Source organism: Streptomyces sp. NPDC045778, assembly GCF_056431945.1.
Genome location: NZ_JBWKJZ010000019.1, coordinates 142,969 through 161,082, shown reverse-complemented (window position 1 = coordinate 161,082; position 18,114 = coordinate 142,969). Strand labels below are relative to the sequence as shown.

General features: G+C 73.1%; 16 protein-coding genes. 8 read left to right on the top strand and 8 right to left on the bottom strand.

The window, feature by feature from the left end; translation table 11 throughout:
• Window positions 1-37 precede the first annotated feature (37 nt).
• Window positions 38-1,576, bottom strand: a complete 1,539-nt coding sequence (locus AC07GB_RS24360; protein ID WP_478848776.1) for a phenylalanine aminomutase (D-beta-phenylalanine forming) — start codon at window positions 1,574-1,576, stop codon at window positions 38-40.
• Between the two features lie 283 nt (window positions 1,577-1,859).
• Here AC07GB_RS24360 and AC07GB_RS24355 point away from each other — a divergent pair, with 283 nt between their 5' ends.
• The 5 genes from AC07GB_RS24355 (at window position 1,860) to amaB (ending at window position 8,080) form a co-directional block, all read left to right on the top strand.
• Window positions 1,860-2,726 carry a sugar phosphate isomerase/epimerase family protein gene (locus AC07GB_RS24355; protein WP_478848774.1) on the top strand — a complete coding sequence of 289 codons (867 nt, stop codon included), beginning with the start codon at window positions 1,860-1,862 and terminating at the stop codon, window positions 2,724-2,726.
• Window positions 2,723-3,598, top strand: coding sequence for an oxidoreductase (locus AC07GB_RS24350; RefSeq protein WP_478848772.1), 876 nt, complete (start codon window positions 2,723-2,725; stop codon window positions 3,596-3,598). The genes AC07GB_RS24355 and AC07GB_RS24350 overlap by 4 nt, the downstream gene beginning before the upstream one ends.
• A gap of 251 nt (window positions 3,599-3,849) precedes the next feature.
• Window positions 3,850-4,998 (top strand): NAD(P)/FAD-dependent oxidoreductase, encoded by a 1,149-nt coding sequence (locus AC07GB_RS24345; RefSeq protein WP_478848771.1) that lies wholly within the window; start codon window positions 3,850-3,852, stop codon window positions 4,996-4,998.
• 51 nt (window positions 4,999-5,049) lie between these two features.
• Complete coding sequence (hglS, locus tag AC07GB_RS24340; protein WP_478848769.1) at window positions 5,050-6,528, top strand: 2-oxoadipate dioxygenase/decarboxylase; 1,479 nt, start codon at window positions 5,050-5,052, stop codon at window positions 6,526-6,528.
• Between the two features lie 25 nt (window positions 6,529-6,553).
• Window positions 6,554-8,080, top strand: a complete 1,527-nt coding sequence (amaB, locus tag AC07GB_RS24335) for an L-piperidine-6-carboxylate dehydrogenase (protein WP_478848767.1) — start codon at window positions 6,554-6,556, stop codon at window positions 8,078-8,080.
• Here the strand turns inward: amaB and AC07GB_RS24330 are convergent.
• The 3 genes from AC07GB_RS24330 to AC07GB_RS24320 form a co-directional block, all read right to left on the bottom strand.
• Window positions 8,067-8,582 carry a GNAT family N-acetyltransferase gene (locus AC07GB_RS24330; protein WP_478848765.1) on the bottom strand — a complete coding sequence of 172 codons (516 nt, stop codon included), beginning with the start codon at window positions 8,580-8,582 and terminating at the stop codon, window positions 8,067-8,069. The genes amaB and AC07GB_RS24330 overlap by 14 nt on opposite strands.
• Window positions 8,583-8,687: 105 nt before the next feature.
• Complete coding sequence (locus tag AC07GB_RS24325) at window positions 8,688-9,503, bottom strand: SDR family NAD(P)-dependent oxidoreductase (protein WP_478848763.1); 816 nt, start codon at window positions 9,501-9,503, stop codon at window positions 8,688-8,690.
• A 90-nt stretch (window positions 9,504-9,593) separates the two neighbouring features.
• Window positions 9,594-9,884, bottom strand: a complete 291-nt coding sequence (locus AC07GB_RS24320) for a hypothetical protein (RefSeq protein ID WP_478848761.1) — start codon at window positions 9,882-9,884, stop codon at window positions 9,594-9,596.
• 356 nt (window positions 9,885-10,240) lie between these two features.
• Between AC07GB_RS24320 and rho the strand changes: the two genes are divergently transcribed.
• A complete protein-coding gene (gene rho, locus AC07GB_RS24315) occupies window positions 10,241-11,395 on the top strand; it encodes a transcription termination factor Rho (RefSeq protein WP_478848759.1) in 1,155 nt (384 codons plus the stop codon).
• Window positions 11,396-11,409: 14 nt separating this feature from the next.
• Here the strand turns inward: rho and AC07GB_RS24310 are convergent, their stop codons facing one another.
• On the bottom strand, window positions 11,410-12,741 hold the full coding sequence (locus tag AC07GB_RS24310; protein WP_478848757.1) for a M6 family metalloprotease domain-containing protein: 1,332 nt from the start codon (window positions 12,739-12,741) through the stop codon (window positions 11,410-11,412).
• 359 nt (window positions 12,742-13,100) lie between these two features.
• Between AC07GB_RS24310 and AC07GB_RS24305 the strand changes: the two genes are divergently transcribed.
• On the top strand, window positions 13,101-13,769 hold the full coding sequence (locus AC07GB_RS24305; RefSeq protein WP_478848755.1) for a TetR/AcrR family transcriptional regulator: 669 nt from the start codon (window positions 13,101-13,103) through the stop codon (window positions 13,767-13,769).
• 266 nt (window positions 13,770-14,035) lie between these two features.
• The gene (locus AC07GB_RS24300; protein ID WP_478848752.1) at window positions 14,036-15,562 is read left to right on the top strand and encodes an MFS transporter; all 1,527 of its coding nucleotides are present in this window, start codon (window positions 14,036-14,038) and stop codon (window positions 15,560-15,562) included.
• 242 nt (window positions 15,563-15,804) lie between these two features.
• Here AC07GB_RS24300 and AC07GB_RS24295 read toward each other — a convergent pair whose 3' ends face one another.
• The 3 genes from AC07GB_RS24295 to AC07GB_RS24285 all read right to left on the bottom strand — a co-directional run bounded on the left by AC07GB_RS24295 (window position 15,805) and on the right by AC07GB_RS24285 (window position 18,095).
• Entirely contained in the window at window positions 15,805-16,341 is a 537-nt protein-coding gene (locus AC07GB_RS24295; protein ID WP_478848750.1) for a MarR family winged helix-turn-helix transcriptional regulator, read from the bottom strand.
• A gap of 83 nt (window positions 16,342-16,424) precedes the next feature.
• On the bottom strand, window positions 16,425-17,510 hold the full coding sequence (locus AC07GB_RS24290) for a questin oxidase family protein (protein ID WP_478848748.1): 1,086 nt from the start codon (window positions 17,508-17,510) through the stop codon (window positions 16,425-16,427).
• Window positions 17,511-17,558: 48 nt separating this feature from the next.
• On the bottom strand, window positions 17,559-18,095 hold the full coding sequence (locus AC07GB_RS24285; protein WP_478848746.1) for an N-acetyltransferase family protein: 537 nt from the start codon (window positions 18,093-18,095) through the stop codon (window positions 17,559-17,561).
• Window positions 18,096-18,114 lie beyond the last annotated feature (19 nt).

Below are 18,114 nucleotides of genomic sequence, written 5' to 3'. Positions count from 1 at the left end.
TGTCGTGTCCGCGAAAGCGTGTCGCGGAGTGCGTTCCTCAGGCGAGGATCTCGCGGGCGATCGCCTCCACGTAGTCGGTGATGGTGATGTCCCGGTCGAGGTACGGGACGAGGGCCCGGGTCCTCTCGTACAGCTCGCGGGTGGCGTCCGACAGGCCCTCGCTGCCCCGGATGTCCACGGCCTGGCAGGCACAGAGGAGTTCGAAGGCCGCGACGTAAGTGGCGTTGGTGAGGACCTCCTTGGCCCGTCGCGCGGCCACGAACCCGAACGAGACGATGTCCTGGAAGTCACCCGTCGAGGTCAGGGACTGGATCGACATGGGCATCGACATCGCCCGGGTCTCCGCGGTCACCGACGCGGTCATGAACTGGCCCCCCATCAGGCCGAGGCGAAGGCCGGGGTTCTCCTTGCACAGGAACGGCGGAAGCCCGTTGCTGTTGGACCGGTCCAGGAAGCGGTCGACGCGGCGGTTGGACAGGTTGGTCAGGGTGGTCAGGGCGATCACGAGGTGGTCCATGGCCATGGCCACGTACTGCCCGTGGAAGTGCCCGTTGTGGAACACGTCGTCCTCGGAGGGGACGACGAGCGGGTTGTCGTTGGAGGAGTTCAGCTCGTCCTGGAGGGTGCCGCCGATCGTGTTGAGGCAGTCGAGCACCGGGCCGAGGATCTGCGGTGTGCAGCGGATCGAGTACGCGTCCTCGATGGGCTGCGAGCCCGCCTTGACCGACGCGTCCATCTCCTGGGCGAGGGCGGCCTCGGTGTCCTGCTCCAGGACCGCGAGCCGCGAGCTGCCGAGCGTCTCCCACAGCCGCCGCGCCACCTCCTGCTGGCCCCGGTGCGGCTTGAGCGCGTGCACCCGGGGGTCGAACGGCTTGGTCATGCCGCGCAGGCCCTCCACGGAGAGCGCGGAGATCAGCAGATAGGTGTCGAGCAGACGGCGGGCCCGCTCGTAGACGACGGTGCCGAGGCCGACCATCCCGGAGGTGCCGTTGATCAGCGCGAGGCCCTCCTTGAAGCTCAGCTTCATCGGCTCCAGGCCGGCGCGCCGCAGAGCCTCGCCGCCCGGCAGCGTCTCCCCCTGGTAGCGGGAGCGCCACTGCCCGGTGCAGCTCAGGGCGATGGCGGCGAGCGGGCCGAGGTCGCCGCTGGTGCCGAGCGAGCCCTTCTCCGGTACGCAGGGCGTGATCCCGGAGTTGTACACGGCTATCAGCTTGTCGAGGTTCTCCTCCGAGATGGCGGAGTTGCCCCGTGACAGCGAGACGATGCGCGCGAGCATGATGGCGCGCACCACCTCATCGTCGACGTAGTTGCCCACGTTGGTGGCGACCGCGTTGATGAGGTTCTCCTGGAGTTCCTGTGCCATCGTCACCGGCACCAGGTGGTCGACGAACCCGCCCATGCTGGTGTTGACGCCGTAGATGACGCGCCCGTCGCTCACGAATTTCTCAAGCGTCTCGCGCGACGTGCGAACCCGGTTCCTGACGCCCTCGTCCACGGCGACCGGAATCGACCCCCTGGCCGCCGTCTCGAATTCTTCCAGTTGCACGGTGCGGCCCACGGAGAGTGTGAAAGTCACGGTGTCCAGTCCCCATTTTCTGTCGATTTTGCTACTGGATTCGAATGCGCATACAGCATTCCGGGTCAACGCTGCGCCGCCCTATGGGGGACAACAACCCCTAACCTTTTGGGGTCGCCCCTAGCCGTCACCGGAGCCGATGTGGAGGCTCTTTTTCTAGGGGGATTCCGGGAGTTGTTAGGGGTGCTTCCCCCTGTTCTCCGGCGAGCGGTGGGGGCTTGACTGGCACCAGTGCGTCCGAGCGACGAACGTCTCACACGCATACCAACGGATGAGAGAGATGATGAGCCTTCTCGACCAGCAGATTCCGTTCTTTGCCCATCCTCATCTGGCCGGTTCACTGTGGCCGGAGCCCGTGCGCGACACGTTCGAGAGCCGGGTCGCCGCCGTCGCGGCAGTGGGGTCTCCCGGCATGGGCATGGGCGCCTACGAACTGGAGGAACTGCTGAAGACCCGGTCGATGGACAGCCTCCTCGGTGTCCTCGACGAGCACGGCGTGCGGGTCGGTGAGATCGAGCTGCTGCTCGGCTGGCACGCCGACGGCGAGGAGGGCGAGCAGGGGCGCCGCAGCGAGGAGCTGCTGTTCGGCTGGGCCGAGGCGTTCGGAGCCGATCGTGTGAAGACGTCCGCGGTGTTCATGCCGCCCGCCGAAATGCTGCCGCTCGACCTCCTCGTGGAGCGTTTCGCGGCCCTGTGCGACCGGGCCGCCGAGCGCGGTCTCATCGTGGAACTCGAACCGTTCGCCGTGTTCCCCGACTTCCACTACGGCGTCGCGGCGGAGGTCGTCATGGCGGCGGACCGCCCCAACGGAGGCCTGCTGATCGACGCCTGGCACCTCTTCCGGGACCCGCACGGCCCGGCGGCCCTGGAGAAGGTCTCGGCACGGCACATCACCGGCATCGAGCTGTGCGACGGAGCCGCGGAGCCGGTCGGCACCCTCCAGGAGGACTGCGTCAACGGCCGGAAGCTGCCGGGCGAGGGCGACTTCGACCTCGTCGGCCTGGTGCGCACCCTGGAGGCGAAGGGCGTCGACGTGCCGCTGTCCACCGAGGTCCTCTCGGCCGAGCTGCGCGAGCTGGCCCCCAAGGAGGTCGCCACCCGCACCGCCGCCGCCGTCCGCTCCCTGCTCGGCTCCGTGCGGACCTCGTGACCGCCGCCCCGCGCATCCCGGACCTCACCGGCTCGACGGCCCTGGTCACCGGGGCCAACAGCGGGATCGGCCTGCCGACCGCGGTGGAGCTGGCCCGGCACGGCGCCCGCGTCCTGATCGCCTGCCGCAGCACCGCCAAGGGCGCCGAGGCGGTCGCCCGGATCCGGCACGAAACGGGCTCGGCCCAGGTCGAGTCCGTCCCCCTCGACCTGGCCGACCTCGCCTCGGTGCGCGCCCTCGCCGACGCGCTCACGGGCCGGCTCGACGGGCTCGACCTGCTCGTCAACAACGCCGGCGTGGGAATGATCGCGCGCCAGGTCACCGCGGACGGGTTCGAGGCCCAGTTCGGCGTCAACCACCTCGGTCACTTCGCCCTGACCGGGCTGCTGCTGCCGCTCCTGCTGGCCCGGCCGGGCGCTCGCGTGGTCACCGTCTCCAGCGACAACCACGCCAAGGCGGACCTCGACTTCGACGATCTGAACGCCGAGCGCGGGTACAGCAGGAACGGGCAGTACGCGCGGTCGAAGCTGGCCAACCTGTTGTTCTGTCTGGAACTCCAGCGCCGGGCCGACGCCGCGGGCGTGGACCTGCTCAGCCTCGCCTCGGACCCCGGCACCACCGCCACCAACATCGGCGCCCTCCCGCGCCCGGTGAGCGCCCTGATGCGGCTGTTCCTCCAGTCCCCCGAGAAGGGCGCGCTCCCCTCCCTGCACGCCGCGACCTCACCCGACGTCACGGGCGGCGACTTCTACGGCCCCGGTCCCAAGCGCCTCACCCCGGCCGCGAACGCCCTGGACGAGGGGGCCGCCCGACGGCTGTGGGAGGTGTCGCAGGAGCTGACGGGCGTCCGCTTCGACAAGCTCGCCGGCTGACTCGCCGGCTGACTCGTCGGCTGACTCGTCGGCTGACTCGTCGGCTGACTCAAGGATGTCCCCCCACAACGGCCGGGCCGCACAGGCCCGGCCGTTCCCCTTGCCCCGGAATCCTGGAACGGCCCGCGCGCGAACGGCCGCGCAATCGGCCCCGTGATCGGCCGCGCCGACGGACTGTTGATGGACCTCAACTGTCCGTGTGCGTCACGATGGCAACCCCGGACACTTCTCGGCGGAAGGGGCTGGTACCCATGGGCCGGTCGTCGCGTGTCGTGGTCGTCGGCGGGGGCGTGATGGGGGCCTCCGTCGCGTTCCACCTGGCCGAGGCCGGGGTCCGGGACGTCGTGGTGGTCGAGCGGGGCACGCTCGGGTGCGGGAGTTCGGGCAAGCCGGTCGGCGGGGTGCGGGCGCAGTTCTCCGACCCGGTGAACATCGCCCTGGGCGCGCGGAGCCTGCGGGCCTTCGGGGACTTCGCGGCGCGGCCCGGCGGGGACATCGGCCTGGAGACGGTCGGGTACCTGTTCCTGCTCGACCGGGCGGAGGACGTAGCGGCGTTCGAGGAGAGCGTCGCGGTCCAGGCGCGGATGGGGGTGCGGGGCCGCATGGTCGGGCCCGACGAGGCGCGGGCGCTGTGTCCCTACGTACGGACCGAGGGGCTGCTCGCCGCCGCGTACTCGCCCGACGACGGACACGCCCGGCCGGCGGCCGTCGTCGCCGGATACGCCCGCGCCGCCGCCGCGGCCGGGGCCTCCTTCGTCACGGGGACCACCGTGACCGGGATGGACGTGACGGGCGGGCGCGTCACCGCCGTGCGCACCGACCGCGGCGCGATCACCTGCGACGCCGTGGTGTGCGCCGCGGGCGCCTGGTCCGCGGGCGTCGGGGAGATGGCGGGGGTGGCGCTTCCGGTGCGGCCACTGCGGCGGCAGATCGCGTTCACCACCCCGCTCGTGCCGCCCCCGCCCCGCACCCCGTTCACCATCGACTTCTCCTCCACGGCGTACTTCCACACCACCGGGCACGGGCTGTTGTTCGGGCTCGCGGACCCGGGGCAGGAGGAAGGGTTCGACACGACGTGGACCGAGGAGTGGGTGGAGCTGTTCCGGGACGTGATGCGGCGGCGCGCGCCCGCCCTCGCCGGCCTCGACGTCGTGGGCGGATGGGCCGGGCTCTACGAGGTCACGCCCGACCGCAACGCCCTCGTCGGCCGGTCCCGGGACGTGCCCAACTTCCTGTACGCCACCGGGTTCTCCGGGCACGGCTTCCTCCAGGCCCCGGCCGTCGGTGAGGTCGTACGCGATCTGTATCTGGAGCACTCGCCGTGCGTGGACGTGTCGTCCCTGAGCGCCGAGCGGTTCCGGGTCGGCGCGGGCGGCAGGCCGGAGGCGCATGTGGTGTGACGACCGCCGCCGCCCGGCCCCGTCCAGCCGGTACCGCCGAGAGGAGCCCGCATGACCGCCCCGCACGCCCCCCAGGCCGCCCCGTACGCCCCCTGGCAGCTCCGCGCCGCCTTCGCCGCGCGCCTCTCCGGCATGTACGGGCGCGAAGTGCCCGCGTACACCACCCTCGTCGACGTCACCCGCGAGGTGAACGAGGACGTCCTGCGCGAGCGCGGCGCCGCCGCCGAGCGGCTCGGGTCCATCGGCCGGGTCACGGCCGAGCGGCACGGCGCGATCCGGGTCGGCACCCCGGCCGAGCTTGGCCAGGTGGCGCGGATCTTCGGGGCGCTCGGGATGCGGCCCGTCGGCTTCTACGACCTGCGCGAGGCCGCCGCGAGCGCCGTGCCCGTGGTGTCCACGGCCTTCCGGCCCGTCGAAGGGGACGAGCTGGCCCGGAACCCGTTCCGGGTGTTCACCTCGCTCCTCACCCCCGCCGACCCGCGGTTCTTCGACGACGGGCTGCGGCGGCGCCTTGAAGACTTCCTCGCCGCGCGCGAGCTGTTCCCGCCGGAGCTGCTCGCGCTCGCGGACCGGGCCGGGGCCGAGGGCGGCCTGCCGGCCGCCGACGCCGAGCGGTTCCTCGAACTCGCCGTCGCGGCCTTCGAGTTGTCCGTCGAACCGATCGACAAGGCGTGGTACGAGGAGCTGGAGCGGGTCTCCGCCGTGGCCGCCGACATCGGCGGCGTACGCAGCACGCACATCAACCACCTCACGCCCCGCGTCCTCGACATCGACGAGCTGTACCGCCGGATGACCGCGCGCGGCGTCCGGATGATCGACACCGTGCAGGGGCCGCCCGCCTGGGACGGGCCCGACGTGCTGCTGCGGCAGACGTCGTTCCGGGCGCTCGACGAGCCGCGCGCGCTGCGCCTCGCCGACGGGAGCGTGGTCAGCGGGGCGCTGCGGGTGCGGTTCGGGGAGGTGGAGGCGCGCGGGATCGCCCTCACGCGGGCGGGGCGCGCCCTCTACGACGACCTCCTCGCCCGGGTCGACGAGCGCCTCGCCCGCCACGACGACTCACGCCCGCCCACCCCGGCCGAGCGCGCCGACACCGCCCGCGCGGTGTGGGCCGAGCACGTCCCGCGCACCGAGCGCGAGCTGGCCGCCCGGGGGCTCGGCCACTTCACGTACCACGTGGTGGCCGACCGGCCCCGCGACGGCGCCCCGCCGCCCGCCGCGCTCGACGACCTCCTCGACGCGGGGTGGGTGCGGGCCGAGCCCCTCGTCTACGAGGACTTCCTGCCCCGCTCCGCCGCCGGGATCTTCCAGTCGAACCTGGAGGGGGCCGGGGTGCGGCACGAGGGCCTGGAAGGCGCCGCGTACGACAGCGCCTGGCTGTCGGGGGCCATGGGCTGCGAGGTCCTCGACCCGTTCGACCTGTACGAGGCCCAGGAGCGGACCTCTCTGGAACGGGTGGCCCGTGAGCTGCGCCTGCCCCACCCGCCGGCCCCGCCCGCCGGTCCGCCTGTCTGCCCGCCCGCCCGCCCGTGACCGCACATCTCTCCGAAGGAGCCCCGTGGCCCCCACCCTCCCCACCACCGAAAGCCTCCGCCACCGCGCCCTCGACGCCCTCACCCGCGTCGGCGCCGAGATCCCCGAAGGCCGGGGGTGCCAGGCCCGTACGCCCCTCACCGGCGAGGGGCTCTTCGCGCTCGCCGCGGTCGCGCCCGGCGCCGTGGAGGAGGCCGTCGCCGCCGCGCACGAGGCGTTCCTGGAGTGGCGGACCGTGCCGGCCCCGCGCCGGGGCGAACTGGTGCGCCGCCTGGGCGAGTTGCTGCGTACCCACCAGGAGGACGTCGCCGATCTGATCACCATCGAGGCGGGCAAGATCCGCTCGGAGGCGCTCGGCGAGGTGCGGGAGATGATCGACGTCTGCGACTTCGCGGTGGGGCTCTCGCGCCAGCTCTACGGGCGGACCATCGCCTCCGAGCGGCCCGGGCACCGGCTCGCGGAGACCTGGCATCCGCTCGGGGTCGTCGGCGTGATCTCCGCGTTCAACTTCCCGGCCGCCGTCTGGTCCTGGAACACCGCCGTCGCCCTGGCCTGCGGCGACACCGTGGTGTGGAAGCCGTCCGAGCAGACGCCCCTGGTCTCGCTCGCGTGCGCGCGGCTGCTCGACCGGGCCGCCGACGACGTGGGCGCCCCGGCCGGCGTGCACCATCTGCTGCTCGGCGACCGGGCCGTGGGGGAGCGGGTCGTGGACGACCCGCGGGTGGCGCTCGTCAGCGCCACCGGATCCACGCGCATGGGGCGCGAGGTGGGGCCGCGGGTCGCCGCCCGCTTCGGGCGCTCGCTGCTCGAACTCGGCGGCAACAACGCCGCCGTGGTCACCCCCTCCGCGGACCTCGACCTCACCGTGCGGAGCGTGGTGTTCGCCGCGGCGGGCACGGCGGGGCAGCGGTGCACGACGCTGCGCCGGCTCATCGTGCACGAGGACGTCGTGGACGCGCTGGTGGGGCGGCTCACGGGCGCGTACGGGAAGCTGCCCATCGGCGACCCCTTCGACGCGTCGACGCTCGTCGGGCCGCTGATCTCGCTGTCCGCGCTCGACCGCATGCAGGAGGCCCTCGCCCGCGCCCAGGCCGAGGGCGGCAAGGTCCTCGCGGGCGGACAGCGGCGCCTGGCCGACGTCGCGCCCGACGCGGCGTACGTGGAGCCCGTCGTGGTGCGCGTCGCCGCGCAGACGGGCGTGGTGAAGGAGGAGACCTTCGCGCCGATCCTGTACGTGATGACGTACGGAGACTTCGACGAGGCCATCGCGCTGCACAACGACGTGCCGCAGGGCCTTTCGTCGAGCGTCTTCACGCGCGACCAGCGCGAGGCCGAGCTGTTCCTGTCCGCCGAGGGCTCCGACTGCGGCATCGTCAACGTCAACATCGGCACGTCGGGCGCGGAGATCGGCGGGGCCTTCGGCGGCGAGAAGGAGACCGGCGGCGGGCGCGAGTCCGGGTCCGACGCGTGGCGCGCCTACATGCGCCCGGCCACGAACACCGTCAACTACTCGGGCGGCCTCGCGCTCGCGCAGAACGTCAGCTTCCTGTAGCCCCGGGCCGGACGTCCGACCCGGTCAGGTCGCGTACGTACCGGACACCGGGGCGGCCGTCGAGGACGATCTCCCCGGTGGGTACGAAGCCGGTGCGGGCGAGCACGGCCTGCGAGCCGGGGTTGTCGGCCGTGGTCTCGGCCCGCAGCGACGTCAGGCCGTACTCGGTGGCGGCGAGGACGCACACCTGCCGCACCACCGAGGTGGCGAGCCCTTGGGAGGTGGCCTTCTTGGCGATGCGGTAGCCCAGTTCGGCCGTGCCGTCGGCCACGTCGACCAGGTTGACCCGGCCGAGGATCTCGCCGTCGCCGCCCACCACGACGTGGAAGTGGCACGCCCCCGTCTCCTGCTCGGCGAGCAGCGCGCGGTGGTGCTCGTCGAACGCGGCGAAGTAGGCGTCGCCGCGGTCCGGGACCGACGCGGCGAAGTAGGCGCGGTTCTCCCGCTCGAAGGCGAGCAGGGCCGGGGCGTGGTCTGCGCGCAGGCGCTGGAGTTCGGGCATGGGGCCACCGTACGTCGTGAGGGGGCGTCAGCCACACTGCTTAACGGCCTGTGAACAGGCGGCTCTTCGGGCTCCGGGGGCCCGGAGGAGGGGCTTCCGAGGGCGCTAGTCCCGCCTGGTGATCTCGTGGTCGAACGCCACCGTGCCCGGGTCGACCGCGCTCACGCCGCCGTCGACGGTGAGGGTGGCGCCGTTGACGAACGAGGCGGCGGGCGAGAGCAGCCAGGCGATCGCCTCGGCCACCTCCTCCGGCGTGCCGGGGCGGCCCGCGGGGATCAGCCGCGTCGCCTGCTCGTACGCGGCGTCCAGGCCCGCCGCGCCGTCGCCGAGGTCCGCCGCCTGTGCGAACAGGGCCATGCGCCGGTCCGCCATCTCCGTGCGCACCCAGCTGGGGCAGACGGTGTTGGCGCGCACACCGCGCGCCCCGTAGTCGACGGCGACGGAGCGGCACAGCTGGAGCAGCGCCGCCTTGGACGTGGCGTACGCGGCGTTGCCGACGCCGTTGCGCAGCGCGGAGACCGAGGCGACGGCGACGACCGAGCCACGGCTCTCGATGAGGTGCGGAAGCGCGGTGCGCAGCAGGTGGAAGGGGCCGGTGAGGTTGGTGGCGAGGACGGTCTCCCAGTCCTCGGGGGTCACGTCGCCCACGGCCCCCGGGCGGCCGGTCCCCGCGTTCAGGACGACGCCGTCGAGCCGTCCGTACGCCTCGACGGTGGCCGCGACGAGACCGGCGACGGCCTCGGGCTCTGCCGCGTCCGCCGGGTGGGCGAGCGCGCCGGTCTCCTCGGCGAGGCGGCGCAGCGGCTCCGGGCGCCGCCCGGATACGACCACGTGGTGCCCGGCGGCGCGCAGGTGGCGGGCGGTGGCGGCGCCGATGCCCGTTCCGCCGCCGGTGACGAGGACAACGCGGGTATCCGTCATGGTCGTTCGGCCTCCTGTGCCCCTCGGGTGTCCCGACCCCCAAGGGTCGCACGCGGCGCGCCGCGCCGCGTGCGCGGTCCTCGTCGCGGGTCAGTCGACGTAGACGCTGGTCCCGAACTCCGAGACCGACGACTCGCCGGGAGCGACGAGTTCGAGGAGTTCACCGGTGCAGTCGGGCCCCGAGAAGACGAGGGCGACCTCGTCGGTGTGGTTGTCCACGGTGAGCGGCCACATGTCCGTGTCGTAGCAGCCTTCCGGTTCGGCGTACGCGACGCCGCCGACGACCAGCACCCCCTCCGCGGCGAGCGCGGAGCCCGGCACCGCCAGGGCCAGCGTTCCGGCCGCGACGACGGAGCCGAGGGCGAGGGCGATACGACGCATGAGAGGTCCTCCTGCCTGCCGGGGCCGCCCGGCGCGACCCGCGAGGAAACCGAACGTACGCGATCGCGCACACACCGTCACCGGCGTGCGGAAGCTCCGGCCGCCGGACGGGGAGGGCCGTGCGCGCCAGGTCGTGTGCTACCGTGCGGACAGCACGTGTGTACGCCCCTCCTGGGCGCCGTGCCTTTCTTCTCCGACTCGGTGCGCTCTCTTCGCCCGGTCCGGACTCCCGCTTCGACCAGCCCGTCGTACGAGGCCATGAACCGTCGCCACCTGGTGTGCGCGGTCCCTCGCGACCGGCCTTCTCCGCGCAGCTCGCGCATGTCCCGCGTATACGCGAAAGGACCACCCACCCCATGAACCAGACCCTCCAGGCCACTCAGGCCACCCCCACGACCGACCTGCGGATCCACAGCGGCGTCCTTGACCTCGCGAAGGCCGACGGGCACCTGCGCGCCGAAGGCTGCCTGCCCGGGCCCGGCGACGTACTCGTCCCGGCTGCCCTCGTGCGCAGGCTCGGCCTGCGCGCGGGCGACTTCGTCGAAGGCACCTGCGGCGCGCGCCCACGCGTCCTCGCCGAGGTCACCCGCGTCAACGGCCGCGCGCCCCAAGGCCTGCGCGCCCGCCCCGAGTTCGCAGGGCTCACCCCGCTGCACCCGCGCGAGCGGCTGCGCCTGGAGACGGCCGGCGGCTCGCTCGCGCCGCGCCTCGTCGACCTGGTCGCGCCCGTCGGCAAGGGCCAGCGCGGCCTGATCGTCGCCCCGCCGCGCACCGGGAAGACCGTGCTGCTGCGGCAGATCGCGGAGGCCGTCGCCGCCAACCACCCCGAGTGCCACCTCATGGTCGTCCTGCTCGACGAGCGGCCCGAAGAGGTCACCGAGATGCGCCGCGCCGTGCGCGGCGAGGTGCTCGCCTCCACCTTCGACCGGGCTCCCAAGGCGCACGTCGCGCTCGCCGAACTCGCCGTCGAGCGCGCCAAGCGGCTCGTCGAGGACGGCAAGGACGTCGTCATGCTCTTCGACTCGCTGACCCGCCTGTGCCGCGCGTACAACAACACGGCGGCGAGCGGCGGCCGCACCCTCAGCGGCGGCGTCGACGCGGCCTCCGTGCAGGGGCCCAAGCGGCTCTTCGGCGCCGCGCGCCTGGCCGAGGAGGGCGGCTCCCTGACGATGCTCGCCACCGTCCTGGTGGAGACGGGATCGCGCGCCGACGAGTACTACTTCGAGGAGCTGAAGTCCACCGGGAACATGGAGCTGCGCCTGGACCGGACCCTCTCCGACCGCCGGGTCTTCCCGGCCGTCGACGTCACCCCCTCCGGCACCCGCCGCGAGGAACTCCTCGTCCCGGCCGAGGAGTTGGCGGCCGTACGCGGCCTGCGGCGGGCCCTGGCGCGGCGCGACGGGCGCGAGGGGACCGAGGCGCTCATCGACCAGCTCCGCAAGGCGCCCAGCAACGCGGCGTTCCTGCGCCAGGTGCGCCTGTCCGTGCCCGGGGCCGCGCCGCAGGCGTGAGGGGGGCCGCCGCCTCAGGCGCGGGTCACCAGGACGCGGTAGTTGCCGTCCAGGTCCACGCCCGCCACCTTCACCTTCACCCGGGCCTTGCGGTCCGTGAAGGTCTCGCCGAGGGTGAACGGCGCGTCCGACAGCTCCGCGTGCACGTTCGGGCTGCGGGTGCAGCCGCCGCTGTCGCGGGTGGAGTCGGTGACCGTGATGGGCCCGTGGCCGGTGTCGACGTCCGCGTCCACGCGGTACACGAGCACGCCCGGGCGGCACACCGCCTCGTCGTTGCCCGCGCGGGTGCGCAGCTCCACGGCGTAGCCCGTCTTCGCGTCGACGGGCACGAACACCAGCTTCGTGCCGCCGCGCCCCGCGAGCGGAGTGAGCAGGTGCTCCGTGGTGCCGCGCGCCGGGGCGCAGTCGACCTGGGTGTCGTCGAGCCAGCCGAGCTTCCACTTGTGCCAGCCGAGCAGGTCGTTGTTGGCGCCCCAGTCCTCGCTCATGATGTCCCAGTGCCCGACCGCGCCGCCGCCGCCCTGCGTGTAGAGGTCCGGCAGGCCGAAGACGTGGCCGTTCTCGTGCGGCAGGACCCGGTAGCCGGTCAGGTCGTAGCTGCCGGAGCCGTCGTCCTGGCGGCTGTAGACGAAGGAGGCGTTGGCGACCGGCACGCCGTCCGCGACCGGCGCCTCGTGGTTGCCCGCGAACGTCACCGACAGGACGGTGTCGAGCGCGGAGGGGCCCGCGTTCGGCGTGACGAGGACGTTGAGCAGGTCGTACGCGCGGAAGTCCACGTCCGGGTCGGCGGCGCTCACGATGTCACGGACCAGTTCGCGGTAGCCCGGGTCGAAAGGCGCGCCGCGCTCTATCCCGTACTTCTTGAACGGCTTCGGCATCCGCAGCCAGTCGGTCACCGGCACCTCGGGCCGGTAGTCGAGGCGGCCGTACGAGCTGGTGCGGAACCAGTCGGAGGTCTGCGGGAAGAACTCCCCGAGCCGGTCGAGCGCCGAGCCCTCGCCGGGCGCGTCGGAGAAGTCGACCATCAGGTTCAGGGCGCGCACGGTGCCGGTGGAGCGGGTGTAGCCGGGGCCCGTCGGGATGCCCTCCGACATCTGGACGCCGAGGTCGCCGCTGATCATGCAGGGGCCGAGCGCGGTGGACCGGGCCTGCGCGACGGGTCCTGCGGCCGACGGGGTGTCCGCGAGGAGGCGCCCGGTGCTCGCGGAGGTGGTGACGGCGAGCACGACCGCGGCGGCCGAGCCCAGGGCCACGGCCCTGGCGACCCGGTGGCGGCGCGGCCGTCCCGGCGCCCGGATCCCCGCGCCGCGGCCCCGGCCTATGCCCTTCCACCTCGGCTGCTGCATGCGTGGGCCTTCCGCTCCGCGGCAGCCGCCGGGTCCGGCTGCGCCCTGTGCGATCACCCTGTGCCGGAGGGTGCGCGGGCGCGCGCTGAGCGCGACCGATCGTGGGTTTCCCGAAAAGTTCCGGGGCCGCGCGGCCGGGGGTGTGACGCGGCCCGGGGCCCCCGTGAAATATGTGACGCAGGTCACGCGAGAGGGGGGAAATAACCGGGGAGTGCCTCCCCGTTTAGACGGGTGTCCGCGCGAAACGGGGATCCACTCCCCGGATCGCGCACCTCGGTTCCCACCGGGAAATTCGTTGGACCCGCTCCCCGCGGCCCTGCGAACCTGAGGCCTTTGACCGCTTCGAGGAGAGATCGCCCGTGTCCACCGCCACCGCCGCGCAGCGCCCCGCACCACGTCCGCGGGCCGACGCCCTGCGCAACCGGGAGCGGATCGTCGCCGCCGCGCGCGAGATGTTCGTGCAGCACGGTCCCGACGTACCGCTCGACGAGATCGCGCGCCGCGCGGGCGTCGGCAACGCCACGGTCTACCGGCACTTCCCCGACCGCGGCGACCTCGTGCACCACGTGCTGCTCTTCGTCACCGACCGGGTGTCGGTCCTGGCCGAGGAGGCGATCGAGGCCGTCGACGCCGAGCCGGACAGCGCCTTCGAGGCGCTGCGCGGCTTCGCGCACGCCGCGGTGGAGGAGCGCATCGGCGCCCTGTGCCCGATCGTCTCCGACGCCCTGGACCCCGACCACCCCGAACTGCACGCGGCCCGCACGCGCGTCGAGGGCGCGGTGCAGGGGCTCATGGACCGCGCCCGCGCGGTCGGTCAGCTGCGTCCCGACATCGGTGTCGCGGACGTGATGATCGCCCTGTCGCAGCTCACCCGGCCGCTGCCCGGGTCCGGCGGCTGCCTCTTGGACTTCGACCGGTTCGTGCACCGCCATCTCCAGCTGTTCCTGGACGGCCTCATGGCACCGGCCCGCTCACAGCTTCCTGGACACCCCGCGACCTTGGAGGACCTACGCCAGCAGGCCAACTGACCGCGACAGCCGCCCGTAGTCCCGGGGCCCCGGGGCCCGCCTGCGGACCGGGGACCAAAGGACGAGCCGGCCTCACGACCCACGGCTCATGCGCCGCCCCTGCCGCCCGGTGTCTCATCTCTCCGTGACCACGCCTGAACTCCGCAACCACGCCTGAACTCCGCAACCACGCCTGAATTCCACAACCGCGCCTGACTCAGCATCCGCCGACCACGTCTGAATCAGCACTCGCCTCTTCACTCCCCTGTCATTAGGTGGCTCCACCCATGTCTGCATCACCCGTCACATCACTCGCTCCGGACCCGAAGCGCTGGAAGGCCCTCGTCTTCATCGCGCTCGCCCAGCTCATGGTCGTCCTCGACGCGACCATCGTGAACATCGCGCTGCCCTCCGCCCAGGAGGACCTCGGCATATCCGAGGGCAACAAGCAGTGGGTCATCACGGCCTACGCCCTCGCCTTCGGCGGACTGCTGCTCTTCGGCGGCCGCATCGCCGACCTCTGGGGCCGTAAGCGCACCTTCGTCACCGGCCTCATCGGCTTCGCCGTGGCCTCCGCGCTCGGCGGTGCCGCGACCGGCGAGGCCATGATGCTCGGCGCCCGCGCCCTCCAGGGCGTCTTCGGCGCACTGCTCGCGCCCGCCGCGCTGTCCCTGCTCGCGGTGATGTTCACCGAGGCCAAGGAGCGCGCCAAGGCGTTCGGCATCTACGGTGCGATCGCCGGTGGCGGTGGCGCCGTGGGCCTGATCCTCGGCGGCTTCCTCACCGAGTACCTGAACTGGCGCTGGACGTTCTTCGTGAACATCCCGTTCGCGATCATCGCCGCCGCCGGTGCCTACTTCGTGATCCGCGAGCCCGAGGGCGGCCGCAACCGCTCGCCGCTCGACATCCCCGGCGTGGTCCTGTCCACGCTCGGCCTGGTCGCGCTCGTCTACGGCTTCACGCGCGCCGAGTCCGACGGCTGGTCGGACGGTGTGACCGTCGCGATGTTCGTCGCGTCCGTCGTGCTGCTCGCCGCCTTCGTCCTCACCGAGGCCAAGGTCAAGCACCCGCTGCTCCCGCTGCGCGTCCTGACCGAGCGCAACCGCGGCGGCGTCTACCTGTCGCTCGGCCTCGCGATCATCTCGATGTTCGGCCTGTTCCTGTTCCTCACGTACTACCTCCAGATCGTGAAGGGCTACTCGCCGGTTAAGACCGGCTTCGCGTTCCTGCCGATGATCGCGGGCATGATCACGGGTTCCACGCAGATCGGCACCCGCCTGATGCTCCGCGTGCCCCCGCGCTTCCTGATGGCCCCGGGCTTCCTGCTCGCCGCCGTCGGCATGCTGCTCCTGACGCAGCTGGAGGTCGACACCTCGTACGCCGGTCTGATCCTGCCCGCCCAGCTGCTGCTCGGCCTCGGCATGGGTACGGCGTTCATGCCCGCCATGTCCCTCGCCACGCACGGCGTCGAGGCGCGTGACGCGGGTGTCGCCTCCGCGATGGTCAACACCTCGCAGCAGGTCGGCGGCGCCATCGGCACGGCCCTCCTGAACACCATCGCGGCCTCCGCGACCACGGCGTACATCGAGGACCACGCGGCCTCCGCGACCACCCCGGCGGCGCAGAAGCTGCTCGCCGCGCAGTCCATGGTGGAGGGCTACACCGCCGCCATCTGGTGGGCGGTCGGCATCCTCGCCGCGGCCGCGCTGATCGCCGGGGTGCTCATCAACACCAGCGCCCAGAACGGCCAGGCGGCCTCCGGCGACGGCGAAGCCGCCGAGGACGAGCTGAAGATCCCGGTGGTAGCGCACTGACACGCGCCACGGTTCCCCCGCGCCCCTCCTAGGGGCGCGGGGAACTGCGCGACCAGCCACGACGGACCTGCGGGCGAACGACGGCCCAGCGTGGCAATTCCAGCGAAGCCAGGGCAGGCCCGCCCCGCTTCCTTCGGCCGAAGTCCCCTTTTGGGGGCGCGGGGAACTGCGCGACCAGCTACGACGGACCTGCGGACGATCGACGGCCCAGCGTGGCAATTCCAGCGAAGCGCAGAGCGCTCCTAGCGGAGCCAGGGCAGGTCCGCCCCCGCTTCCTTCGGCTGAAGTCCCTCGGCGATGATCCGCATGATCTCGCCGAGGGACTTCTGCTGCTGGGGGGTGAGCCGGTCGAAGAGCGACTGCCGCACCGCCTCCACGTGCCCGGGCGCGGTCTGCCGCAACACCTCCTGGCCCTCCTCGGTCAGGATCGCGAACTGCCCGCGCTTGTCCGTCGGACAGTCCTCGCGCCGCACCCAGCCACTGCGCTCCAGGCGCGCGATCGCGTGCGAGAGCCGGGACCGGGTGATCTTGGAGTCACGGGCCAGCTCCGTCATCCGCATCCGCCGGCGCGGCGCGGCCGAGAGCTGCACCAGGAGCCCGTAGTACAGATGGGGCATGCCCGCGTCGCGCTGGAGCTGACGGTCGAGGTGGTCCTCCAGGAGCGTGGAGGCGTGTATGTACGCGAGCCAGGTGCGCTGCTCCTCGTCGTCGAGCCAGCGCGGCTCGGCGGCGGCGCGCTCCCCGGCGGCGTCCCGTGCCGCGGTGGATGGCCTGTCCATGTAACCCACTGTACGAGGCTTTCCTGTGCCCCCGGCAGGGGCGCCCGGAGCCGGGCGAGCCGCCGCGGGGCCCGCGAACGCGCTCAGAGCGCGGGTGGGTTGAGCTGCACGCCCCGCAGCGCGGCCGCGCGCGCCCGCTCGTCGCCGACGTCCAGGGCGGTGTCCGCGAACTTGATCGTGTGGTCGTCGCCGTGCGCCGCGGCCCGCGCGAAGATCTCGTCGAAGCCGCTGCGCCGGGCCTCGTCGTACGCGGTGCGCAGCTCGTCGGCCGGTGCCGGGGCGGGCGGGGCGTACGCGGCGGTGACGGCGGCGCTCGCCGCCCAGGCCGCGTCGAGGGACGCGGGCCACAGCTCGCGGGGGAGCGCGGGCAGGGTGCGCAGGACGGCGTTCGGCGCGGTCGCCGCGTGCACCAGCATGATCGGCTCGGCGTGGCCGTGGGTGGCGTACCGGTGCACGGCGGCGGTGACGAGGTCGCCGAGGCGGGCGCGCGCGGTCTCCGGGTCCGTGGCCGGGACGGTGGGCCACACGGGCGCGGAGGCCAGCTGCGCGAAGCGGTCCGGAAGCCCCCCGTCCTGGACCGGGACGGGCTCGACGGCGGCGAGCGCGGTGGCCGCGTCGGCCGCCGACGGCAGGGTGCGGGGCGCGCGCGGCGGCAGCGGGCTGTGCCGGGCCGCCCAGTAGCCGAGGCCGTGCGCCAGCTCGGCGACCCGGGGCGCGGTCTCGCCGCCAGGGCCGGTGAGGGCGCGCACGGCGTGCCCGACGCGGATCACCGGGTGCGTGGAGCCGCCCGCGATGCCGGGGAGCAGCACCGGCCACCAGGTGGCGAGCACCTCGCGCCAGGGCCGCTCGGCGAGGGCGTGCGAGAAGAAGTCGATCCAGTCGGCGGCCCGGCGCGGCTCGCCGAGGGCCTCGCGCCAGTTCGCGTCGGTGATCGGGGACACGCGCGCGGGCATGTCCTCCAGCTTGTGGCGGTAGTAGTCGAGCCAGCGGTGCACGGTGCGGGCCTGGCCGTTGTGCACAAGCGACTCGACGGCCATCGGCCCGTGGTTGGTGAGGCGCACGACCCGCTCGGGGCCGCTCGCGTGCAGGCGCTGGAGAGCTTCGTCGAGGACACCGCTGGAGTCGGGGGCGGGGCCGGAGCCGGCCGGGGCCGCGCTGATCTCGTTCATGGCGGCACGCTAGGCGCGCGCCGCCCCCGCGGGTAACGGTCTGCGGGACTAGTCCCTAGGCCCTAGGGGCAGCTCGTACCAGGCCACGTCCCAGTAGCGGTGAAACTTCCGGCCGACCTCCGCGTACGTACCGATGTGCCGGAAGCCGAATCGTTCGTGCAGTCGCACCGAGGCCGCGTTGGGCAGCGCGATGCCCGCGTACGCCCGGTGCAGGTCCTCGCCCGCGAGGGCGGCGAAGAGGGCGCGGTAGAGCAGGGTGCCGACGCCACGCCCGGCCGCCCGCGGGGCGCAGTAGACGCTGACCTCCACGGAGGTCGCGTAGGCCGGCTTCGCCCGCAGCGGGCCGGACGTGGCATAGCCGAGAATGTCAGGTTTCCCCGATTTGCCAGCCTGGGCAACCATCAGGCGGTGCGGGCCGTCTTTGGGGTGGGAGAGCAGCCAGCGGCGTCTCTCTTCCGGCAGGAACGGGACGGTGTCGAATGTGACGGCTGTCTCACGGACGTAGTGGTTGTAGATCTCCGTGAGGGCCCCGAGGTCCGCCTCCTCGCCCGGTCTGACCTGCACGTCTGTGGGTTCCTGTGGCATCCGGCCTCCCCGTGTGGCG